This window comes from Paenibacillus xylanilyticus, from assembly GCF_013359935.1.
Taxonomy (GTDB): Bacteria; Bacillota; Bacilli; order Paenibacillales; family Paenibacillaceae; genus Paenibacillus; species Paenibacillus xylanilyticus.
In genome coordinates this window covers 507,940-525,903 of the sequence record NZ_JABMCB010000192.1, presented here as the reverse complement: position 1 = coordinate 525,903, position 17,964 = coordinate 507,940, and the positions used below count along the sequence as shown (strand labels likewise).

19 protein-coding genes and 1 other annotated feature are annotated in these 17,964 nt (G+C 47.6%); of the genes, 1 reads left to right on the top strand and 18 read right to left on the bottom strand.

All coding sequences use genetic code 11. The features are described 5' to 3' along the window. Positions 1–34 precede the first annotated feature (34 nt). A complete protein-coding gene (lspA, locus tag HP552_RS22250) occupies positions 35–529 on the bottom strand; it encodes a signal peptidase II (protein ID WP_175397553.1) in 495 nt (164 codons plus the stop codon). A gap of 219 nt (positions 530–748) precedes the next feature. On the opposite strand from lspA, the gene HP552_RS22245 reads away from it, so the two are divergent. Then, positions 749–1,498, top strand: coding sequence for a TraR/DksA C4-type zinc finger protein (locus tag HP552_RS22245; RefSeq protein WP_175397552.1), 750 nt, complete (start codon positions 749–751; stop codon positions 1,496–1,498). A gap of 16 nt (positions 1,499–1,514) precedes the next feature. Here the strand turns inward: HP552_RS22245 and HP552_RS22240 are convergent, their stop codons facing one another. The 17 genes from HP552_RS22240 to murA form a co-directional block, all read right to left on the bottom strand. Beyond that, on the bottom strand, positions 1,515–1,865 hold the full coding sequence (locus tag HP552_RS22240) for a DUF5665 domain-containing protein (protein ID WP_175397551.1): 351 nt from the start codon (positions 1,863–1,865) through the stop codon (positions 1,515–1,517). 144 nt (positions 1,866–2,009) lie between these two features. Continuing rightward, on the bottom strand, positions 2,010–5,108 hold the full coding sequence (gene ileS / locus HP552_RS22235; RefSeq protein WP_175397620.1) for an isoleucine--tRNA ligase: 3,099 nt from the start codon (positions 5,106–5,108) through the stop codon (positions 2,010–2,012). An 86-nt stretch (positions 5,109–5,194) separates the two neighbouring features. Then, positions 5,195–5,484: a binding site (T-box leader), on the bottom strand. A 58-nt stretch (positions 5,485–5,542) separates the two neighbouring features. Then, positions 5,543–6,052 carry a DivIVA domain-containing protein gene (locus HP552_RS22230; protein WP_056696170.1) on the bottom strand — a complete coding sequence of 170 codons (510 nt, stop codon included), beginning with the start codon at positions 6,050–6,052 and terminating at the stop codon, positions 5,543–5,545. After that, complete coding sequence (locus HP552_RS22225; RefSeq protein WP_175397550.1) at positions 6,024–6,176, bottom strand: hypothetical protein; 153 nt, start codon at positions 6,174–6,176, stop codon at positions 6,024–6,026. Before HP552_RS22225 ends, HP552_RS22230 begins: the two co-directional genes overlap by 29 nt. A 121-nt stretch (positions 6,177–6,297) precedes the next feature. After that, positions 6,298–7,080: a YlmH family RNA-binding protein gene (locus tag HP552_RS22220; protein ID WP_175397549.1), complete on the bottom strand. Its 783-nt coding sequence runs from the start codon at positions 7,078–7,080 to the stop codon at positions 6,298–6,300. Between the two features lie 19 nt (positions 7,081–7,099). Continuing rightward, on the bottom strand, positions 7,100–7,363 hold the full coding sequence (locus HP552_RS22215; RefSeq protein WP_281366150.1) for a YggT family protein: 264 nt from the start codon (positions 7,361–7,363) through the stop codon (positions 7,100–7,102). Between the two features lie 7 nt (positions 7,364–7,370). After that, entirely contained in the window at positions 7,371–7,838 is a 468-nt protein-coding gene (locus tag HP552_RS22210; RefSeq protein ID WP_175397548.1) for a cell division protein SepF, read from the bottom strand. After that, positions 7,829–8,530 (bottom strand): YggS family pyridoxal phosphate-dependent enzyme, encoded by a 702-nt coding sequence (locus HP552_RS22205; RefSeq protein WP_175397547.1) that lies wholly within the window; start codon positions 8,528–8,530, stop codon positions 7,829–7,831. The genes HP552_RS22210 and HP552_RS22205 overlap by 10 nt, the downstream gene beginning before the upstream one ends. Before the next feature lie 6 nt (positions 8,531–8,536). After that, complete coding sequence (gene pgeF / locus HP552_RS22200) at positions 8,537–9,436, bottom strand: peptidoglycan editing factor PgeF (protein ID WP_175397546.1); 900 nt, start codon at positions 9,434–9,436, stop codon at positions 8,537–8,539. Positions 9,437–9,487: 51 nt separating this feature from the next. Continuing rightward, entirely contained in the window at positions 9,488–9,880 is a 393-nt protein-coding gene (locus HP552_RS22195) for a YlmC/YmxH family sporulation protein (protein ID WP_246310997.1), read from the bottom strand. Between the two features lie 252 nt (positions 9,881–10,132). Beyond that, positions 10,133–10,915, bottom strand: a complete 783-nt coding sequence (gene sigG / locus HP552_RS22190) for an RNA polymerase sporulation sigma factor SigG (protein ID WP_095289985.1) — start codon at positions 10,913–10,915, stop codon at positions 10,133–10,135. Between the two features lie 111 nt (positions 10,916–11,026). Further along, positions 11,027–11,749 (bottom strand): RNA polymerase sporulation sigma factor SigE, encoded by a 723-nt coding sequence (sigE, locus tag HP552_RS22185; protein WP_095289983.1) that lies wholly within the window; start codon positions 11,747–11,749, stop codon positions 11,027–11,029. Between the two features lie 11 nt (positions 11,750–11,760). Continuing rightward, positions 11,761–12,741 (bottom strand): sigma-E processing peptidase SpoIIGA, encoded by a 981-nt coding sequence (gene spoIIGA, locus HP552_RS22180; protein ID WP_175397545.1) that lies wholly within the window; start codon positions 12,739–12,741, stop codon positions 11,761–11,763. Positions 12,742–12,992: 251 nt separating this feature from the next. Then, positions 12,993–14,105, bottom strand: a complete 1,113-nt coding sequence (ftsZ, locus tag HP552_RS22175; protein ID WP_175397544.1) for a cell division protein FtsZ — start codon at positions 14,103–14,105, stop codon at positions 12,993–12,995. A gap of 149 nt (positions 14,106–14,254) precedes the next feature. After that, positions 14,255–15,538 carry a cell division protein FtsA gene (gene ftsA, locus HP552_RS22170; protein ID WP_175397543.1) on the bottom strand — a complete coding sequence of 428 codons (1,284 nt, stop codon included), beginning with the start codon at positions 15,536–15,538 and terminating at the stop codon, positions 14,255–14,257. A 295-nt stretch (positions 15,539–15,833) separates the two neighbouring features. Next, a complete protein-coding gene (locus HP552_RS22165; RefSeq protein WP_175397542.1) occupies positions 15,834–16,601 on the bottom strand; it encodes a cell division protein FtsQ/DivIB in 768 nt (255 codons plus the stop codon). 65 nt (positions 16,602–16,666) lie between these two features. Next, the gene (gene murA, locus HP552_RS22160) at positions 16,667–17,950 is read right to left on the bottom strand and encodes a UDP-N-acetylglucosamine 1-carboxyvinyltransferase (RefSeq protein ID WP_175397541.1); all 1,284 of its coding nucleotides are present in this window, start codon (positions 17,948–17,950) and stop codon (positions 16,667–16,669) included. Between the last annotated feature and the right edge of the window lie 14 nt (positions 17,951–17,964).

The window sequence follows — 17,964 nt, the reverse complement described above, 5'->3', positions numbered from 1 at the left end:
CGTGTCCCCATTAGTTTGTTCTTCGTTGTGCATTTTACTCATGTTGTTCATTCCCTTCAATCTTCGCGGCGACCTTTTCGCGCCGTCCCTCCAGAAACGTCTCCACAATAATCAGCGCTACCCCGATGCAGATCGCTGAATCGGCGATATTGAAGATGGGAAACGTGTAACTGCCAAAATTAAGCTGGACAAAGTCCACAACTTCTCCGGTCAAAGCCCGATCAAGGAAATTGCCGATTGCCCCACCAAGCACCAAACTTAATGCCACAGGCAGCAATTTGTGCGGAGTATCTTTCACCTTTTGCAAATACCAGATCAAGGCAATTACCACAATCACGGTAACAACAATAAAGAACCAACGCTGGTCCTGCAAAATGCCAAAAGCCGCACCCGTGTTCCGGTGTGAAGTAATAACAAAGAAATTGCCTATGACGGGGATCTCTTCCCTAAGCTCCATTCGGGTCGCAATTAAATACTTCGTTCCCTGATCCACCAAAAATACGATAAAAGCGAGGATATAATACACCACGTTTGTTCGTCACTCCGTTCTCGTCTTTTCCAAACCATACCAGGCTTTACGCCAGACTTGTTCATTGTAGCACAGCTGTTTGGAAGTCGTCCACGAAGTGCTTTTCCCCAATCCAAATGGCAAAAACGATAACAATTCCCTTCTGTATTCCCGAGCTGATTGGTACATCCTAGACCAGAGACAAATTTCGGATTCCATTCGGACAGAAAGGGGAAAACGATGGCACATCTTACTTCACAACAAATACAATCCTTACGATCCCAATTGCTGGTTGAGAAACGTGGAATTGAACATCGGCTTGAGCAAAATGACCATTATGGCCTCAGCGGGTCAATGAGATTTCAGACGGGTGAATTGTCTCCTATTGATAATCACCCCGGTGATGTAGCCACCGAGATGTATGACCGCGAGAAAGATATTTCCCTTTTAGAGCATGATGAATTTCAACTGGAGCGTATTGACTCTGCCCTGCATTCCATCGAGGAAGGACATTACGGTACATGCGCAGTTTGTCAGCAGCCCATCCCTTATGAGCGGATGCAAGCTGTTCCCTACACCAAGTACTGCAAAAAACATCAGCCTGAAACTGTCGTTTCCGACAATCGTCCGGTCGAGGAGGAATTTCTTGCTCCGGCCTTTGGACGCACGAGCCTTGATGAGCGTGATGATCAAAACGGCTTCGATGGTGAAGATGCTTGGCAGATCGTTGAGAGCTGGGGCACGTCAAACACGCCAGCCATGGCTGAAGGCCGCGACATCGACAGTTACGATGTCATGGCCATTGAAGCTACAGACGAGGTTGAGGGCTGCGTCGAAGCATATGAGAGCTTTGTCGCGACCGATATTTACGGTCATGACGTGTCCATCGTTCGCAACCGGCAGTACCGGCAGTATATGGAGAATCGCGAGGGTGAAGGCTTGCTTGAGCCGGATATGGACTCGGACCCGGATTCAAACGACCTGTACTAACCTGTCTTGAAGATCACTAATATGTGTTCAGTTCAAGCTGACGCTGAACAATGCGTACGATATCGGCAATGTAATCTCCGACGATCGGCAGATTGAGCGCACCCAGTACCTGCAACACATAAATGATCGTAGCTGCAAAAAACGTAAACCCGATGGCGATCCCCACACCTCGCGCTGCACCTGACAAAAGATTGAGTCCTATCAGTTTCCACGGCCGATTCAGCAATTCCGTATACTGTGCGATACGTGAACGCTCAAGCTCATTCGCGAGCCGATTGGTCAGTGTATGAAGTTCCTCAATTTTGTCATTATGGCTCTCTGACGTTGCAGATTGTGAAGTGGATGATGGCTGCTTGTCTTCATTCATGAGTTCGCTCAGTTCCTTTGGTATCTATAGAGTCTGCACAATAGAAATCATTGCCCATTTGCACAAAAACCAAACGAGCCAAGATACAGGGAATCCCTCCCTGCGTCTAAGGCTCGTTGGCTTATTCTCTATATTCTGTCCTAATTACACCTCGATATAAACCCCAATCGCTTTGCCACCTGCATCAATGCGTTGCATGTCTGCATGGGTACCGAATGTAACTTCAGTAACGAGTACATTCTCACGCAGCACCTCATCAAATGCCTCGATTGCCGCCTGAAGCTCAGGATCAACATCCAATGTGAGACGGACTCTTTTTTCAATCGGCAGGTCCAATTTCTTCCGTGTATCCTGTACGGAACGAACAACTTCACGAACCCAACCTTCCTGTTCCAATGCCGTTGTGATTTCGGTGTTGAGGGCTACCGTCAGACCATACCCGGACGCTGAGGCAAAACCGGATTTGGCTTGTTTTTCCACCAGCAGCTCTTCACTCGTCACTTGCAGTTCCTCACCTTCCGGAGAAACCACGTTAAGCACACCTTCCGTCACCACTTTACGAGTCTCATCCGCTGACATGCCCTTGAAGAAATTCTGCAGGAAGCCTACGTTCTTGCCGTATTTTTTCCCTGCTACTTTCAGATTCAGCTTCAAAGTAAAATCAACGAATTCGGCATCGTTATGCTCGGTACGAATTCCTTTGACATTGATTTCATCCTTGATGATCTCTTCATAGCTTGCCAGATCAAATCCTTTATCGAGCGATACGATTAACTCGGACAGCGGCTGACGGTTCTTGATGCCTGTTTCGTTACGCACGTTACGTGCGAGCTCAACCACTCGGCGAGCTGTCTCCATATCTTGCTCCAGATCCAGATCGATCAACGCTTCATTTGCTGCCGGGTAATCTTCCATATGCACACTCTCACCTGCTGTGAGGTTCAAATAGATATCTTCCGCGAGCATTGGTGTGAATGGTGCAACCAGTTTGGCTGTAGTCACCAGCACCTCTGTAAGTGTGCGGTAAGCATCCAGTTTATCTTCCGTCAATCCGCTGCCCCAGAAACGGTCACGGGAACGACGGATGTACCAGTTGCTCAGCTCATCAACAAATGCTTCAATCGCTTTGGAAGAGTTCAGGTAGTCATTAACGGATAGTGCCTTTTCCACAACCAGAATCAGGCTGTTCAATCTGGACAGAATCCAGCGATCCAGCTTGTGCGCTGATGGTTTGAACGGATGCTCCTGTGGATCAAATCCATCAATGGTTGCGTACAACGTCAGGAAAGCATGTGTGTTAACCAACGTGTCCACCATTTTGGATTTGGCTTCGCCGACGATGCCTTTGGAGAATCGTTTGCTGTTCCACGGTGCACTGTCAGACAGCAAGGCCCACCGGAACGCATCTGTTCCATATTCTTCAATAACTTCCCACGGATCGATAACATTGCCTTTTGATTTGGACATCTTCTGTCCGTTTTCATCCAGGACGTGTCCTGTTGCCATTACTGCTTTGTACGGCGCCTTGCCTGTCAAAAGGGTAGACACTGCCAGCAAGCTGTAGAACCAGCCGCGAGTTTGGTCAATCCCTTCACAGATCATGTCAGCCGGATATTGCTGCTCAAATGTTTCCTTATTTTCAAACGGATAGTGCTGCTGGGCAAACGGCATGGAACCACTGTCAAACCAGACATCAATCACTTCCGGTGTACGTTTCATTTCATATTTGCCACAGGAACTGAGTACCTTGACTTCGTCTACATAAGGTTTGTGGAGTTCAAGGTTCTCTGGTACATCTCCTACAGCACGTGCACGCAGCTCAGCAATGCTGTGTGGAGCAAATTGTTCTCCTGTTTCTTCACACACCCAGATGTTCAGCGGTGTGCCCCAGTAGCGGTCACGGCTGATGTTCCAATCCACCAGATCCTCAAGGAATTTCCCGAAACGTCCTTCACGGACGTGTCCTGGGTACCATTCCACTTCACTATTATTTGCAATCAGCTGATCCTTGATCGCTGTAGTTTGGATAAACCAGCTGTCCATTGCATAGTAAAGAAGTGGAGTATCACAACGCCAGCAAAACGGGTAGCTGTGCTCATATTTTTCTTTGCTGAACAAGCGCCCTTTCTCGGACAGGTATCTCACGATATCAATATCGCAATCCTTCACGAAACGTCCCGCAAAATCAGTAACCTGAGCCACAAACTTACCCTCAAGGTCCACCATGTTGACAAAGCTGATGCCATTTTCACGACATACGCGGTAGTCATCCTCACCATGTGCCGGAGCCATGTGTACAATCCCTGTACCACTTGCATCCGTTACAAAGCTTGCACCCAGAATGACATTGGATTTCTCAGCCTGTACGTAGTTGAATGGCGGATCATACGTTTTACCAACCAAATCGGAGCCTTTCAGTGCCCCGATGACTTCATACTCGCCTTTGGAGTCCTTCATGACTTTCTCCACGAGATTTGTTGCCATGATGTATACTTCATTGTCCTGACGTACACGGGAATAATCCATGTCCGGATTAACGGCAAGTGCAACGTGAGAAGGAAGTGTCCAAGGGGTAGTCGTCCAGGCAAGTACAAATTCGCCGCTGTCGTCCAGCTTGAATTTGGCTGTGGCACTAAGGTCTTTGACATCCTTGTATCCTTGTGCCACTTCATGGGAACTCAGGGTAGTCTGACATGATGGGCAGTATGGACTAACACGATGTCCCCGATAAAGAAGTCCTTTCTCGTGAATCGTCGCCAGGATGTTCCATACGCTTTCGATGTAATTGTTGTCCAGCGTGATATATGGGTTATCCATATCCGTCCAGTAAGCAATGCCTTCTGTCAGATCACGCCATTGCTGCTCATATTCAAATACACTCGCTTTACATTCGTTAATGAACTTCTCCACACCGTAATCTTCGATCTCCCACTTGTGGGAGATGCCCAGCTTCTTCTGCACGCCAAGCTCCACTGGCAAACCGTGTGTATCCCAGCCTGCTTTACGAACAACACGGTAACCTTTCATGGTATTGTAACGTCCCACAAAATCCTTGATGACGCGTCCCAGCACGTGGCCGATATGCGGCTTGCCGTTCGCGGTAGGCGGTCCTTCGTAAAAGACGAAGTTCGGTTTGCCTTCGCGGTTTTCGATGGATTTTTTAAACGTATTTTCCGATTTCCACTTGTTCAACATGCGCAGTTCTCTGGCACGTGCTTTCTCTTTGACATCCACTCTTTGCATCATGATCTTCCTTTCAATAATTGGATCGTGGACCGTCCACAATTCACATCACTTCTTTTTTTGGACACAAAAAAACCTCATCCCTGGAAAGGGACGAGGTTATGCTCGCGTTACCACCCTAATTCTGTTCATCACAAACCATATCCAATCACATGGGTAGGCTTTGTCATCAACAGCACTTATGCCCCGCTTCACTACAGCAGGGTGCCGATATAACGTTCGGCTTACGGTTTCGCTTACGCACGGCAATGCATTACCGCTTCAGCGTCACTTCTCCGGGGAGATATTCGGCTATAACTCATCCATTGGCTTGCACCAAAACGCCAACTCTCTGAGGGATGAGATCATAACGTACTGAACCCGTCATGGAATCATTATTCATTATGAATATAGTTATAGCCTCTTTAGAGGCAAAAGTCAACCGGGCAGGCTGACTAATAAATTTCCTTCATTTCCCGCTCACGGTCACGGACTTCCTGTTCCCGACTCTCCAGTGCTTCCCATCCATCCTGGGACAACAGTTCGAGCTGAGCTTCAACAAGTGTACGGAAACGGGCACGATAGATGGAAGCCTGCTTTTTCAGCTCTTCCACTTCAAGAGCAATCTTGCGGGACTTCGCCAAAGACTCGTTCACGATCCGGTCAGCATTCTTCTCTGCTTCCTTCACAATGAGCTGCGCTTCTTTCTTCGCATTGTTCTTCACATCGTCGGCTGCTTCCTGCGCTATGATAATCGTTTTGCTGAGCGTCTCTTCAATTGTGGCAAAATGATCAAGCTTCTCCTGAACGGACAGCAACTGATTGCTCAGCTCTTTGTTCTCGCGAATGACGCCTTCGTAATCTTTGATGACTTGATCCAGGAACTCATTGACTTCATCCTCGTCATACCCGCGCAAGCGTCGGGAAAATTCCTTGTTATGTATGTCCAGCGGCGTTAATGGCATGCTGTCCACCTCCTGTTAAAGTTCCTTCCCGTACCGAGAAGGTTTGCAGCACATGGGTACGACCCAAAGGGCCGTGAACAAGCTGCCATCTGGCAACTTGTACGATTTGCAATTGCAGAATCAACGTTCTGATTCCAATACGGTCACAACAACCTTGTACTTCAATGTATATCGGAAACAGCGAATGTTTTTTACACCTTTATCTTAAACATTTCGACAAGAAAACGGGTTTTCCTGCAACGCCGCTAAGCAAATTTGCCGATTTTTACACGACAACGTCCCTTTTTGGTCATACCGTCCTGTTCCAGTACCTTAAAACGGCCAAAACCTTGAATGGAAACCACGTCCCCAGCTTTCAGCGGTTTGGACGGATCTTCCTCCACTTTCCAATTCACCCGGCATCGACCGGCCTTGATGGGAATCAGAACTTTACTGCGACTCAGTCGGTACACATCCGCACAAATTCCGTCCAGACGCAGGGATGCAACGGTAATATCCATCGTCTCCAGCTTGCTCTCAGACCATTTCATCTGATCCAGGGGAAGAAGCTCTGTAAACACATGAACCCGATGTACCTGATTCAATTGAAGCGATAAAAAAGCGCCGGTTTCCGCGGCCACCACGGTGTGGCACCCGTCATCCAGCACTTGGATATCTCCGATCTTGCCGCGTTTCAGTCCAAGCCCGAGCAGGGCCCCCATGTAGTCCCCATGCTCCAGCTCAGCAATTTTCTGATCGTCTGACGTAATGCTGAGCACCTGCATACCCATATCCTCATCATCGAGATACCGATAATCCGGTGCAATCAACGCACGTTTGCGTTCAGCTCCCTCGTAGCCTCCGTCCAGACGAATCTGGACGTCATTGCGACGATTGACAAGCGTTTGCAATATAAAAGCCTGTCTTGGATCAAGGAAATCCGTTAGCTTCATGTCATGAAGCTTGCCTGCACGTTCCACCCAATCCGAGGCCTTATCCACAAAATCACGCTCATCATGGCTAAAATGTTCGTAAATTTCACCACTCATCTATGTTCACCCTACCCTATCAGAAGTAGCTGATGATCGAGAGCAAACCTGATCTCGCCAGTTGAAGAGTAATTAGCGCAACAATTGGTGAAATGTCCAGCATGCCGAACAAAGGCGGAATGAAACGTCTGAAAGGACTCAAATACGGTTCCACCAATTTGGCAAGCCACTCACCAATGACGCTCTCCCGTGCATTCGGAAGCCACGACATCAATACATATCCAATAATCATGTAGAAATAAATCTCAAACAGGTAAAACACTACGAGTTGAAGTTGATACAAAAGCGGCTCACCTCATTCTGTTGTAATCTTGCTCGCTGTCAGCCAGTATTTCCGTAATTGCTCCCTGAATTTCAACGGTATCCGGCGTACAGAGAAAAATGTTGCCGCCAATTTTTGAAATACCCCCGCCCAGTGCGTATACGGTACCACTCAAGAAATCAATAACACGCAGTGCCTGGTCTTGGCGCACCCGCTGCAAGTTCACAACGACTGTACGATGTGAACGAAGGTGGTCGGCAATTTCCTGAGCTTCGTCATAGGAACGAGGTTCATACAGGACAACTTTAACATTTTTCTGGGAATGAATGCTCACAACATTATTCCCCCTTTGGTTTCTACGTTTATCAAGACTGGAGGTTTCAGCTTCCTGTTGATCCGGCTCTGAGTCCTCTTGTGCAGCCAGACGTTCGCGTTCCACAATTTCTTCCTCTTCCTGAAGTCCAAGGAAATTCATAAATTTATTCATTACGCCCATCGTGAACCCTCCTCTTTTCCTACGAGAATTGATCCCAGCCTTACCCATGTCGCCCCTTCTTCAATGGCCACTTCAAAATCATTGGACATTCCCATCGATAGCTGAGTCAATGGTTCCGATGTCAGGGCTTGTCCATTCAAATGGTCTCTTAGCTCACGAAGTCCACGAAAAACGGGACGTGTAAGCTGCGGATCTTCCTCATGGGGAGCCATAGTCATCAGACCGATGACCTTCAGGTTGCTGAAGTTACTGATCTCACGCAAAAATGAACTCGCCTGTTCAGGCTGCAATCCATATTTGCTCTCCTCACCCGAAATATTCACCTGCAAAAATGTTTCCACCTGTGTACCTAAGGCAGCTGCCTTTTTGTCCAGCTCCTTCGCCAAAGACAAACGGTCCAGTGAATGTATGTAGCGAAATTTGCCAATAACGTCCTTCACTTTGTTGGTCTGCAAATGACCAATAAAGTGCCAGGTCCCTTGCTGACCGAATGCTTCCCACTTGTCCTGTGCATCCTGCCAGCGATTCTCTCCAATATGCTCAAGGCCGCTTCCCAGCACAGCGCCTGTCGTTTCAAGCGAGACGTATTTCGTAACCGCAATCACATTCACGTCTTCGCGCTGACGGCCACTGCGCTGGCACGCAGCTTCGATCTTCTGATTTACCTGTTGAATCCGCTCCTCCAATGACACAGAGGGTCACCTCTCTTCCAGCCCAATCCAGCTCGCCATTCTTCCGGTTGTTCCATTTTCCTTGCGATATGAGAAAAACAGTTCCGGGTGGCAGCTTGTACACCACGTTGTACATTCGATATGATCCGGCAATATTCCTGCTTTCATCATAATGTGTCGATTGCATTCTTTCAAGTTTAACATCGTCTTCCCGTTTCCAGATGAATGATACACACGGCCATGCGCAGAATTATTGTATTCATCATTACCCGGAGAAGATTCAAACCAAACCCGTACATGCTGCATGACGGCTTCATCCACTTCATAACAGCAATCCCCGATCGACGGACCAATGGCTGCACGGATATCCTGCGGCCGACTTCCGTATTCACACTCCATCGTTTCCACCATCGACTGGGCAATGCCGGCTACTGTCCCTTTCCATCCCGCATGAGCAAGCCCTACAGCTTGCTGCACTGGGTCGTAAAAATACAGCGGGACACAGTCTGCGTAAAAAGAAGTCAACAGCAAACCAGGTACATTGGTGACAAGACCATCTGTATCCTGCAGTGCTGACTGTCGATCCAGCAAGCCCCTGCCTTGATCTTCAGCCCTTATCACAGCCACATGTTTCCCATGCACCTGCTCTCCACACGTCCACGCTTCCACGGAGAAGCCCAGCTTCTCAGCCACAAGACGGCGGTTTGTCAGTACGTCTGAAGGATCATCGCCAACATGATACGCACAGTTTAGACTGGCGTATGGTTGACTACCGACTCCGCCCTGCCTTGTAGTAAATCCCGCCGTCATCCGGTTAAACTGTTGCCTCCACGGTTCCACATATAACAACAACGGATCTGGGCCTCCATTTGACTGTTGATCCTCAGCCCGTTCGAAATTTTGATTGTTCAGAATAAAGGGTTCCATTATCTCACCTCACAGCTTCCAGTGTACCAAATGAGCCACGTTCTGTCTCGATTATATCGTTCGGCGCTGGGAGCGGTCCAATCGCTCAAGGCGTTCGACCCGCTCCACGCGGCTGCTTTGCTGCTCATCATACATTCGAGCTTCACGATCTCGCTCATCGTAGGTCGTTTCTCTGACTTCATCCATTTTGACCAAAATGACGTCCGAACCAATCTTAACAATGTTCCTCCATGGAATAACCAGATCCGTGCCTCCTCCGAACAACCCCATGAAACGGCTGTATCCAGGTACAACGATGGCCTCAATCCGCCCCTGCTTCAAATCCAGCTCCAGATCGCTAATCTGACCCAGACGTTTGCCATCCGTTATGTTAATGACATCTTTGGTCTGAAAATCCGAGATCTTCATTCCTCTTGCCGCCGACTCACCTGTGTTCACTTTCATCTGTACTCGCCCCCTGCCTAATCCGCTTATACCGTTCACCGCTTCTATACAATATATGTTTTATGGGCGAAAAATGTCCTGTTTTTCGGCACCTCGCTGAAATAAGTAATCCTTGATCTGAGATTGAGCATTTTGTTTATGGCGTTTATTGGATTGTGATTATCTTCATTTCTGATGTCGAATAATTATAAATAAAAAAACGACCAACCGAGTATCACACCCGTTTGATCGTCTTCATGAATTAAGACAAGTTTACGTCTTCACGTGTTTCTGCATCTGCTGTATCGCGGATTTCTCCAGACGGGATACCTGAGCCTGGGAAATTCCGATCTCATCGGCGACTTCCATCTGTGTTTTCCCTTCGAAAAAACGCATGGACAGAATCATTTTTTCCCGCTGACCAAGACGATGCATAGCCTCCCGCAGTGCTATTTCCTCAATCCAGGACACATCCTTGTTTTTGTCATCACTGATCTGATCCATCACATAGATTGGATCTCCACCGTCATGATAGATCGGCTCGAAGAGTGATACCGGATCCTGAATGGCATCCAGTGCAAAAACAACATCTTCCTTGGGCACATTTAATGCTTCGGAGATTTCGAATATTGTCGGTTCACGAGAATTTTTATTGGTCAGGCTGTCACGAACCTGAAGCGCCTTATATGCGATGTCCCGCAGAGAACGGGATACCCGGATCGGGTTATTGTCACGCAGATAACGACGGATCTCACCGATAATCATCGGTACTGCGTACGTTGAAAATTTGACATTCTGGGATAAATCAAAATTATCAATGGCTTTCATCAGGCCGATACATCCAACCTGGAACAGATCATCGACAAACTCCCCCCGATTGTTAAAGCGCTGAATGACACTGAGTACAAGCCGCAGGTTGCCATTCACTAATTTCTCTCTTGCTGAGCGATCATGGTGCTGCTGAAGGGAATGGAACAATTCCCGCATTTCTGTGTTGGTAAGGACAGGCAATTTTGCGGTGTCCACACCACAAATCTCGACTTTGTTTCGGGTCATCGTGATTTACCTCCCAAGGAGAAACATTAATGTACATTATCTCCGGGGCAGGCTTTTTTATTCGTCCCTGGCATCCCTGCCATTAATACCCATTATAAAAATTACTCTCCATCAGACCATCTTATTGAACTCCTTACGGAGTCTTTTAATGATTCTTTTTTCCAAACGAGAAATATAGGATTGGGAGATTCCGAGCAGATCCGCAACGTCTTTTTGCGTTTTCTCCTCCCCGTCCGTCAAGCCAAAGCGAAGCTCCATAATCATTCGCTCGCGTTCGGTTAATTTTTCCAATGCCTTGTGCAGAAGCTTTCGATCTACCTGCTCTTCAATATTCCGATAGATTGTATCGTTCTCGGTTCCGAGGACATCCGATAATAACAGCTCGTTTCCGTCCCAATCAATGTTGAGTGGTTCGTCAAAAGAAACTTCTGTACGAATTTTGCTGTTACGCCGCAAATACATCAATATTTCATTCTCAATACAACGGGAGGCGTACGTTGCCAGCTTGATCTTCTTTTCCGGATCAAACGTGTTGACGGCCTTGATGAGCCCAATGGCTCCGATGGAAACCAAGTCTTCAATGTTAATGCCTGTGTTTTCAAACTTGCGAGCGATATACACAACCAGGCGAAGGTTTCGTTCAATCAACATGGCACGAATCGCCGCATCCCCTGAAGAGAGCTTTTGCAGCAAAAACTCTTCTTCTTCCCGTGTCAGAGGGGGCGGCAGGGCTTCACTGCCTCCAATATAATAAATTTCCTCACTTTTCAAACCAAGCAGAAATAACAGACGGTAATACTGCAGCTGCGCCACCAGTTTCCATTTCACAAGCATGTACGTTCCTCCTATACCACATTCAGCGGCTTTTCTGTTGCTCCCGCAGAGAGAGCCGTAGACTGCGCAGAGGCAGCGTCTTGCACAAGCTCAGGGTGAATGACCGCACGGTACTTTCCTTCTGACGACAATACTCCGCCATCCAGCCCGATTAAAACCTTTGTTGTCTCGTAACACATTTGATCCAATGTCACTCTCACCCGATCAGGCTTGATCGCCAGCATAAATGCAGTCCCTTTGTTAATACCTCGATAGGGCACCAGTCTTAATCGACCCTGCCAGCGGAAGTCCTCCTGATCCAGCTCCATGATAAGGTTGTCCGGCGATTCTTCCTTCAACCTTCCTTTCCAGGAAGCTGGCAGCATGTCTTGCCACAGTGAAACCTCCATCACCATAACCGGTAAACGGGACAGAGGGTCCGTTAGTTGATTACCGGTATCCACGAGGCCTGTACAAGAAATATTTACATCGTCGATAAAAACCTGCACTTGTCCCAGATAGGTTGTCATACGGTCTGATTTGCGCTTGGAACTTTGCACGGCTTTGAATAAAAATAGCACGGCAAAGAATACGATAAAGGTAAACCAGAAGGCGATCTTCAGATCAAAAGTCATTCCGCCCGAAGCTGTAAACCAGATACCGTTAAACAGCTCGCCTGTACTCTGAAGCATATAGTGTATCCCTAAAATGCCTCCGGCAGCGACGAAGTTAATGACATAGAAGGTGCCCAAATTCCTCATGAAAACCTGGAGGCCCTTAAAACCAAATGCGATAAACAGCATCACCAGTGACAAACCAAACTTGATCAAAAAGGTGAACATAAAATCAAACTCCGGCACAAACATCATGACGACATAGAGGGCCCCCACAATGGAAGACAGCAGCCATCTCCACCAGACCAGCTTCGTTTTGCGCATCCAGGCTGTAAGTCCGATGAGTGCACCGTCAATACACAGGTTTGTCAAAAAAATAAGATCTACATAAACGACCAACTCTTCACCTGCCTCGTACCAAATATCGGGTTAACGTTGTTCCGATATTCTATGAGCATACACACAAGTATAAGGAGCTCCCTGTTCAAAGTCTGTCTAATCATGGGGGCATCGTTTCAACTTTTTTTGTCGGAATTCCTCATGCCCATTGTTCAGAATTTGTTCATTCGTGTGTGATACGCTGTATATAGACAGAAAAACCCGGTATCTCCATAAGGAGAACCGGGTTTGGATTGAAAATAAATGCAGTTTTAGTCGTTGTTATTATTGCGTGAACGATTGCGCAAAAATGTCGGAATATCCAGCTGATCGTTGCTCGGCTGATTCCCGAATGGGCGCAGATTCGGCGAGCGGTTTTCAGCAGGCTCACTCGCAGGTGTCGGTTTGCGTCCTGGTGGTGGTGAAACAGGCTTGTCTTCAAAACCAGTTGCAATAACCGTAACCTTGATTTCTTCTTTCAGATTTTCATCAATGATGGCACCAAAGATCATGTTCACTTCCGGATCGGAAGCAGACGTGACAATTTCTGCGGCTTCATTGACTTCATAGAGTGACAGGTTAATGCCACCGGTGATGTTCATGATAACCCCGCGCGCACCTTCAATAGACGTCTCCAGCAAAGGACTCATGATCGCTTTGCGAGCTGCCTCAGCCGCACGATTTTCACCAGTTGCTTCCCCGATTCCCATCAGGGCAGATCCACGCTCAGTCATAATGGTTTTTACGTCTGCAAAGTCAAGGTTGATCAGACCCGGTACAGCGATCAAATCCGAGATACCTTGTACCGCTTGACGCAATACGTTATCTGCTTGACGGAACGCTTCAAGCATTGGTGTCTTTTTGTCCACAATCTCCAGCAAACGGTCATTTGGAATGACAATCAGCGTGTCGACTTTTTCCTTGAGAGCCTCAATCCCTTGCTCTGCATGGCTGGAGCGTTTGCGTCCTTCAAATGTAAATGGACGAGTAACCACACCAACGGTAAGTGCACCGCATTCTTTGGCAATCTCAGCAATAACTGGAGCTGCTCCCGTACCTGTACCACCGCCCATACCGGCTGTAACAAATACCATGTCCGCACCTTTCAATGTGTTCATGATCAGATCACGGGATTCTTCCGCTGCTTTTTTACCTACGTCCGGGTTGGCACCCGCGCCAAGACCTCGAGTTAATTTATCACCGATTTGCAATTTATGTTCGGATTTAGCCAGATGCAATGCTTGCGCATCCGTATTCACCGTTATAAATTCCACACCTTGTACACCATTTTCGATCATACGGTTGACTGCGTTGCTGCCGCCGCCGCCTACACCGATGACTTTTATTTGAGCCAAGCTCTCCATCTCGAAATCAAATTCCAACATATTATTCCATCTCCCCCTCAATGTGCATGGATGGCCCGTCCAATTTTTTGATTGAACCGAATCAATTTCATATATCGACGAACGAAAGCGTATATATTAATACCAGCGCATTCAGACGGCTTCTAGAAGTATGAAATAGATTCAACCTGTTATATAAATTCGCTGAACATATTTTTCAGCCGTTCGAACAAACCCGGTTTTTGCTCCGATTCCGGAGACGCACTCGGTTTAACACGGTTGGTCGGTTTCTTGTTGTTGTTGTTATTATTGTTGCTGCCACCGCCGCTGCTGATCGATGGACGAATACGCAAACTGCGAATTACACTGTGTAAAATGCCGACCCCGCTTGTGTAGCCCGGGTCGCGTACACCGATATAATCCGGAACTGCAATTCGAACCGATGCAGCAAGCTCATGCTGTGCTACTTGCAGAACACCTGGCATCGAGACGGTCCCTCCCGTTAGTATATAACCTCCGGGAAGCTCTGTGTAACCCAGGCGCTTCACTTCCTGGGAAATCATCTGGAATATTTCCTGAACACGCGGTTCGATAATTGCGGCGAGGTCTTCCTGAGAGAATTCCTTGTCCACATTGCTACCGATTCGTGTTACTTTGAACATGACGTCGGCTGCAGCATCATCAAGCCATGCACAACCGTACTTCAACTTCACCTTTTCGGCTTGATCTGTTAGCGTACGCAATCCATATGCGATGTCGTTCGTAACAAACTCACCGCCAATAGGCAGCGTTGACGTTGCAACAAGACTGTCTTCTTCAAAGACAGCGATGGTTGTTGCACCTGCTCCAATATCAACAAGAACAGATCCCATCGTTTTTTCATCCTTGGATAAAGCAAGCTGACCTGCTCCCAGTGACATGAGCACCAGATCGCTTACCTTAAGACCCGCTTTTTCAACGCAGCGCAAAAGATTATGTATCGCGGTTTTTGCACCCGTAATGATCGTTGCCTCAACTTCCAGTCGAACACCAATCATACCACGGGGGTCCTGTATGCCCTCCAAGCCGTCTACAACATACTGCTTGGCGACAACATCAATAATTTCCCGTTCCGGCGGAACCGCAATCACCTCGGCTGCTTTCAACACCCGTTCCATGTCTTCTTCTCCGATTTCACGATCCTCGTTAGACACTGCCACGACGCCGTGACTGCTCATCAGTCCGATATGATTTCCCGAGATTCCAACATATACTTCGGATATTTGAATACCTACCATACGTTCTGCATGATCCACTGCATTGCGGATCGACTGCACCGTCTGATCGATATCTACGATTACACCTTTGCGAATTCCCTCCGAGTCGGCAGATCCAACTCCAATAATATTAAAGGTTCCATTATTAATTTCCCCAATAATAGCGCGAATTTTGGATGTACCGATGTCCAAACTAACAATGATGTCATTGTTGCTCAAGTCTGTGGCACCTCCTGACTCCAATAGTAAAATACGTTCGGGTTTAAACACTCTTAAAACATATTCAACACACGTTAGGCTTTCCCTCTTTTTTCTACAATTTTTTTGGGTGGCAAGATCTGGTTGCGAGACATAAAACCTTGAAGAAAAAAGAAGGAGACAACTGATGTGCCATAAGTTCAAGTGTATCATTTTTTCTCCATCTCAGAAAGAATAACTTTCACGGATGAAACAGGGTCAAACCCCGACCCTGCTTGGACTTTTGATTACCTGTCGCAGCTAATTAGCAAGAACATCAGGGTGTTGCTCCCAGCTCTGCATCATCTTCAGGGTCATCTGCGATGAAAGGCACATAGGTATCTGCCTCCAGCATCGTGATCTTCCCTGGCCTCTCGGTCTCAATAACTTGGTTCAAATACTCCACCTTATCCGGCAGCTTAGAGATCGTGGTAATCACTTCAAACTGTGATTTGGTGTACAACCGGATCTGATCTGGGAATGAAGGCGTCGGGTTTGGAATAATTTCCGATATATCCGTCGTCAATTCATTTGGAATCTTGGCAAGAGTCTCACTCAGCTTTTCTTTGAGCGGATCACCCGCTTTCCACTGTGTCAAAATGGGCTTCTCCACAGCAATTCCAATATTGGCCGGGACGGTCAAGCTTGTCCCGCTGGCCAGGATGGCCTGGAGTGTACCATCCGAGCCAAGTTCATAGGCAACGGTCGGGTACTCCTGAATCTTAATATGAACAATGCCAGGGAATTGTTTATCCACCGTTACATTCGCTACCGCCTTAAACATCTTCAAACGCTCGATCACCTCAGCGGAGCTTGTCCCGAAAAACTGATCGCCTTCCTTCAGACCACTTTTCTCCAGTAGTTCGGAAGTTGTCGTGTATACATTACCCGTAATCTCAATGCTCGAAATCCGGCTCATGGAAGAGCGAAAGAACAGCACAGCAAGCAATACAATAAAAAGAAGTAACAGAATAAGAACAATTTTACGGCTTGTGTTTCCTTTGGGCCGGTTCTTCTTCAGAACCGGAATTTGACTTTTAGGCATAGGTCGCGCTCCACAAAGCCTTCGGTCCCCTCCCGCAACTCACGAAGAAGGGGACTCAAAGGACGTTAATTGGCAAAATCCAGCTGTTTCGAAACGGGGGACTGTCGCTCAACCGAAGCTCCAAGACTTTGGAACAGCTTCTCGATGCGGTCGTACCCTCTGTCAATATGATGCACTTGCTCGACAACCGTTTTTCCCTGGGCTGCAAGGCCAGCAATAACCAGAGCTGCACCTGCTCGCAGGTCGGTTGCTTCAACTGTAGCTCCGTATAAACGGGGGACACCACGGATAAAGGCTGCATTCAGATCGACTGAAATATCTGCACCCATGACGTTAAGCTCATCCACGTGTTTGAAACGTCCCTCGAATACCGTCTCCTTCATCACGCTGAACCCGTCCGCCAGACTAAGCAAAACCATGATTTGAGACTGCAAGTCTGTAGGAAACGAAGGGTACGGCGATGTCACAATGCGGTCCACGGATTTGGGACGGCTCATACAGCTCACCGTCATTATATCATTGCAGACTGTGATTTGAACACCAGTGCGCTTCAACACATGTATAAGTGAAGTAAGATGTGCCGGGTTACAGTGCGTCAGGGTGACATTACCTCGCGTTGCTGCAGCTGCAATCATAACCGTTCCAGCCACAATCCGATCAGGTATGATCTCATAGGTACATGGACTCAGTTTATCCACACCGTTAATCGTGATTGTATTGGTACCAGCTCCAATAATACTTGCACCCATAGCGTTTAGAAAATGCTGTAAATCTTGAATTTCAGGTTCTCGGGCTGCATTGAATATCGTAGTTGTGCCCTCAGCCATAACGGCTGCCATCATGATATTCTCCGTGGCTCCCACACTCGGGAAGTCCAGATGGATATCGGTACCCACCAGCTCAGGTCCACGGCAGATGATCTGTTGATCCTGCTCTTCAATCGATGCTCCGAGCGCTTCCAGGCCCCGGAGGTGAAGATCAATCTTGCGTTCTCCAATAGCACAACCACCTGGCTGATACACGGATACTTGCCCAAACTTAGCCAGCAATGGCCCCATCAAAAAAATGGAAGAACGCATCTGTTTCATTAGATCCTCAGGCACATCATATGACCGGATGGACGACGTATCTATCGTCACTGTTCCCTGTTCATGCCGACACGTGCATCCAAGCCGTTCCAGGATATACAGCATTACTTCAATGTCCAGCAAGTGCGGAACGTTGTGCAGGATAACCTCTCCATCTGCCAACAAACTTGCAGCCATGATCGGTAAAGCGGCATTTTTTGCTCCATGGATGCGTATGGATCCTGAGAGGGGTTTCCCGCCTTCAATCACCAATTTGTCCAATGTATCACCTCCGG

Bases quoted from the DNA above. Each gene is read 5' to 3' on its own strand.
- HP552_RS22220 (WP_175397549.1), bottom strand. From the start codon at position 7,080: ATGAGTGGTGAAATTTACGAACATTTTAGCCATGATGAGCGTGATTTT.
- HP552_RS22210 (WP_175397548.1), bottom strand. From the start codon at position 7,838: ATGGGCGTAATGAATAAATTTATGAATTTCCTTGGACTTCAGGAAGAG.
- HP552_RS22195 (WP_246310997.1), bottom strand. From the start codon at position 9,880: ATGAAAGTGAACACAGGTGAGTCGGCGGCAAGAGGAATGAAGATCTCG.
- ftsZ (WP_175397544.1), bottom strand. From the start codon at position 14,105: ATGTTGGAATTTGATTTCGAGATGGAGAGCTTGGCTCAAATAAAAGTC.
- HP552_RS22230 (WP_056696170.1), bottom strand. From the start codon at position 6,052: ATGCCATTAACGCCGCTGGACATACATAACAAGGAATTTTCCCGACGC.
- ileS (WP_175397620.1), bottom strand. From the start codon at position 5,108: ATGCAAAGAGTGGATGTCAAAGAGAAAGCACGTGCCAGAGAACTGCGC.
- sigG (WP_095289985.1), bottom strand. From the start codon at position 10,915: ATGACCCGAAACAAAGTCGAGATTTGTGGTGTGGACACCGCAAAATTG.
- sigE (WP_095289983.1), bottom strand. From the start codon at position 11,749: ATGCTTGTGAAATGGAAACTGGTGGCGCAGCTGCAGTATTACCGTCTG.
- HP552_RS22165 (WP_175397542.1), bottom strand. From the start codon at position 16,601: ATGCCTAAAAGTCAAATTCCGGTTCTGAAGAAGAACCGGCCCAAAGGA.
- HP552_RS22240 (WP_175397551.1), bottom strand. From the start codon at position 1,865: ATGAATGAAGACAAGCAGCCATCATCCACTTCACAATCTGCAACGTCA.
- pgeF (WP_175397546.1), bottom strand. From the start codon at position 9,436: ATGGAACCCTTTATTCTGAACAATCAAAATTTCGAACGGGCTGAGGAT.
- HP552_RS22245 (WP_175397552.1), top strand. From the start codon at position 749: ATGGCACATCTTACTTCACAACAAATACAATCCTTACGATCCCAATTG.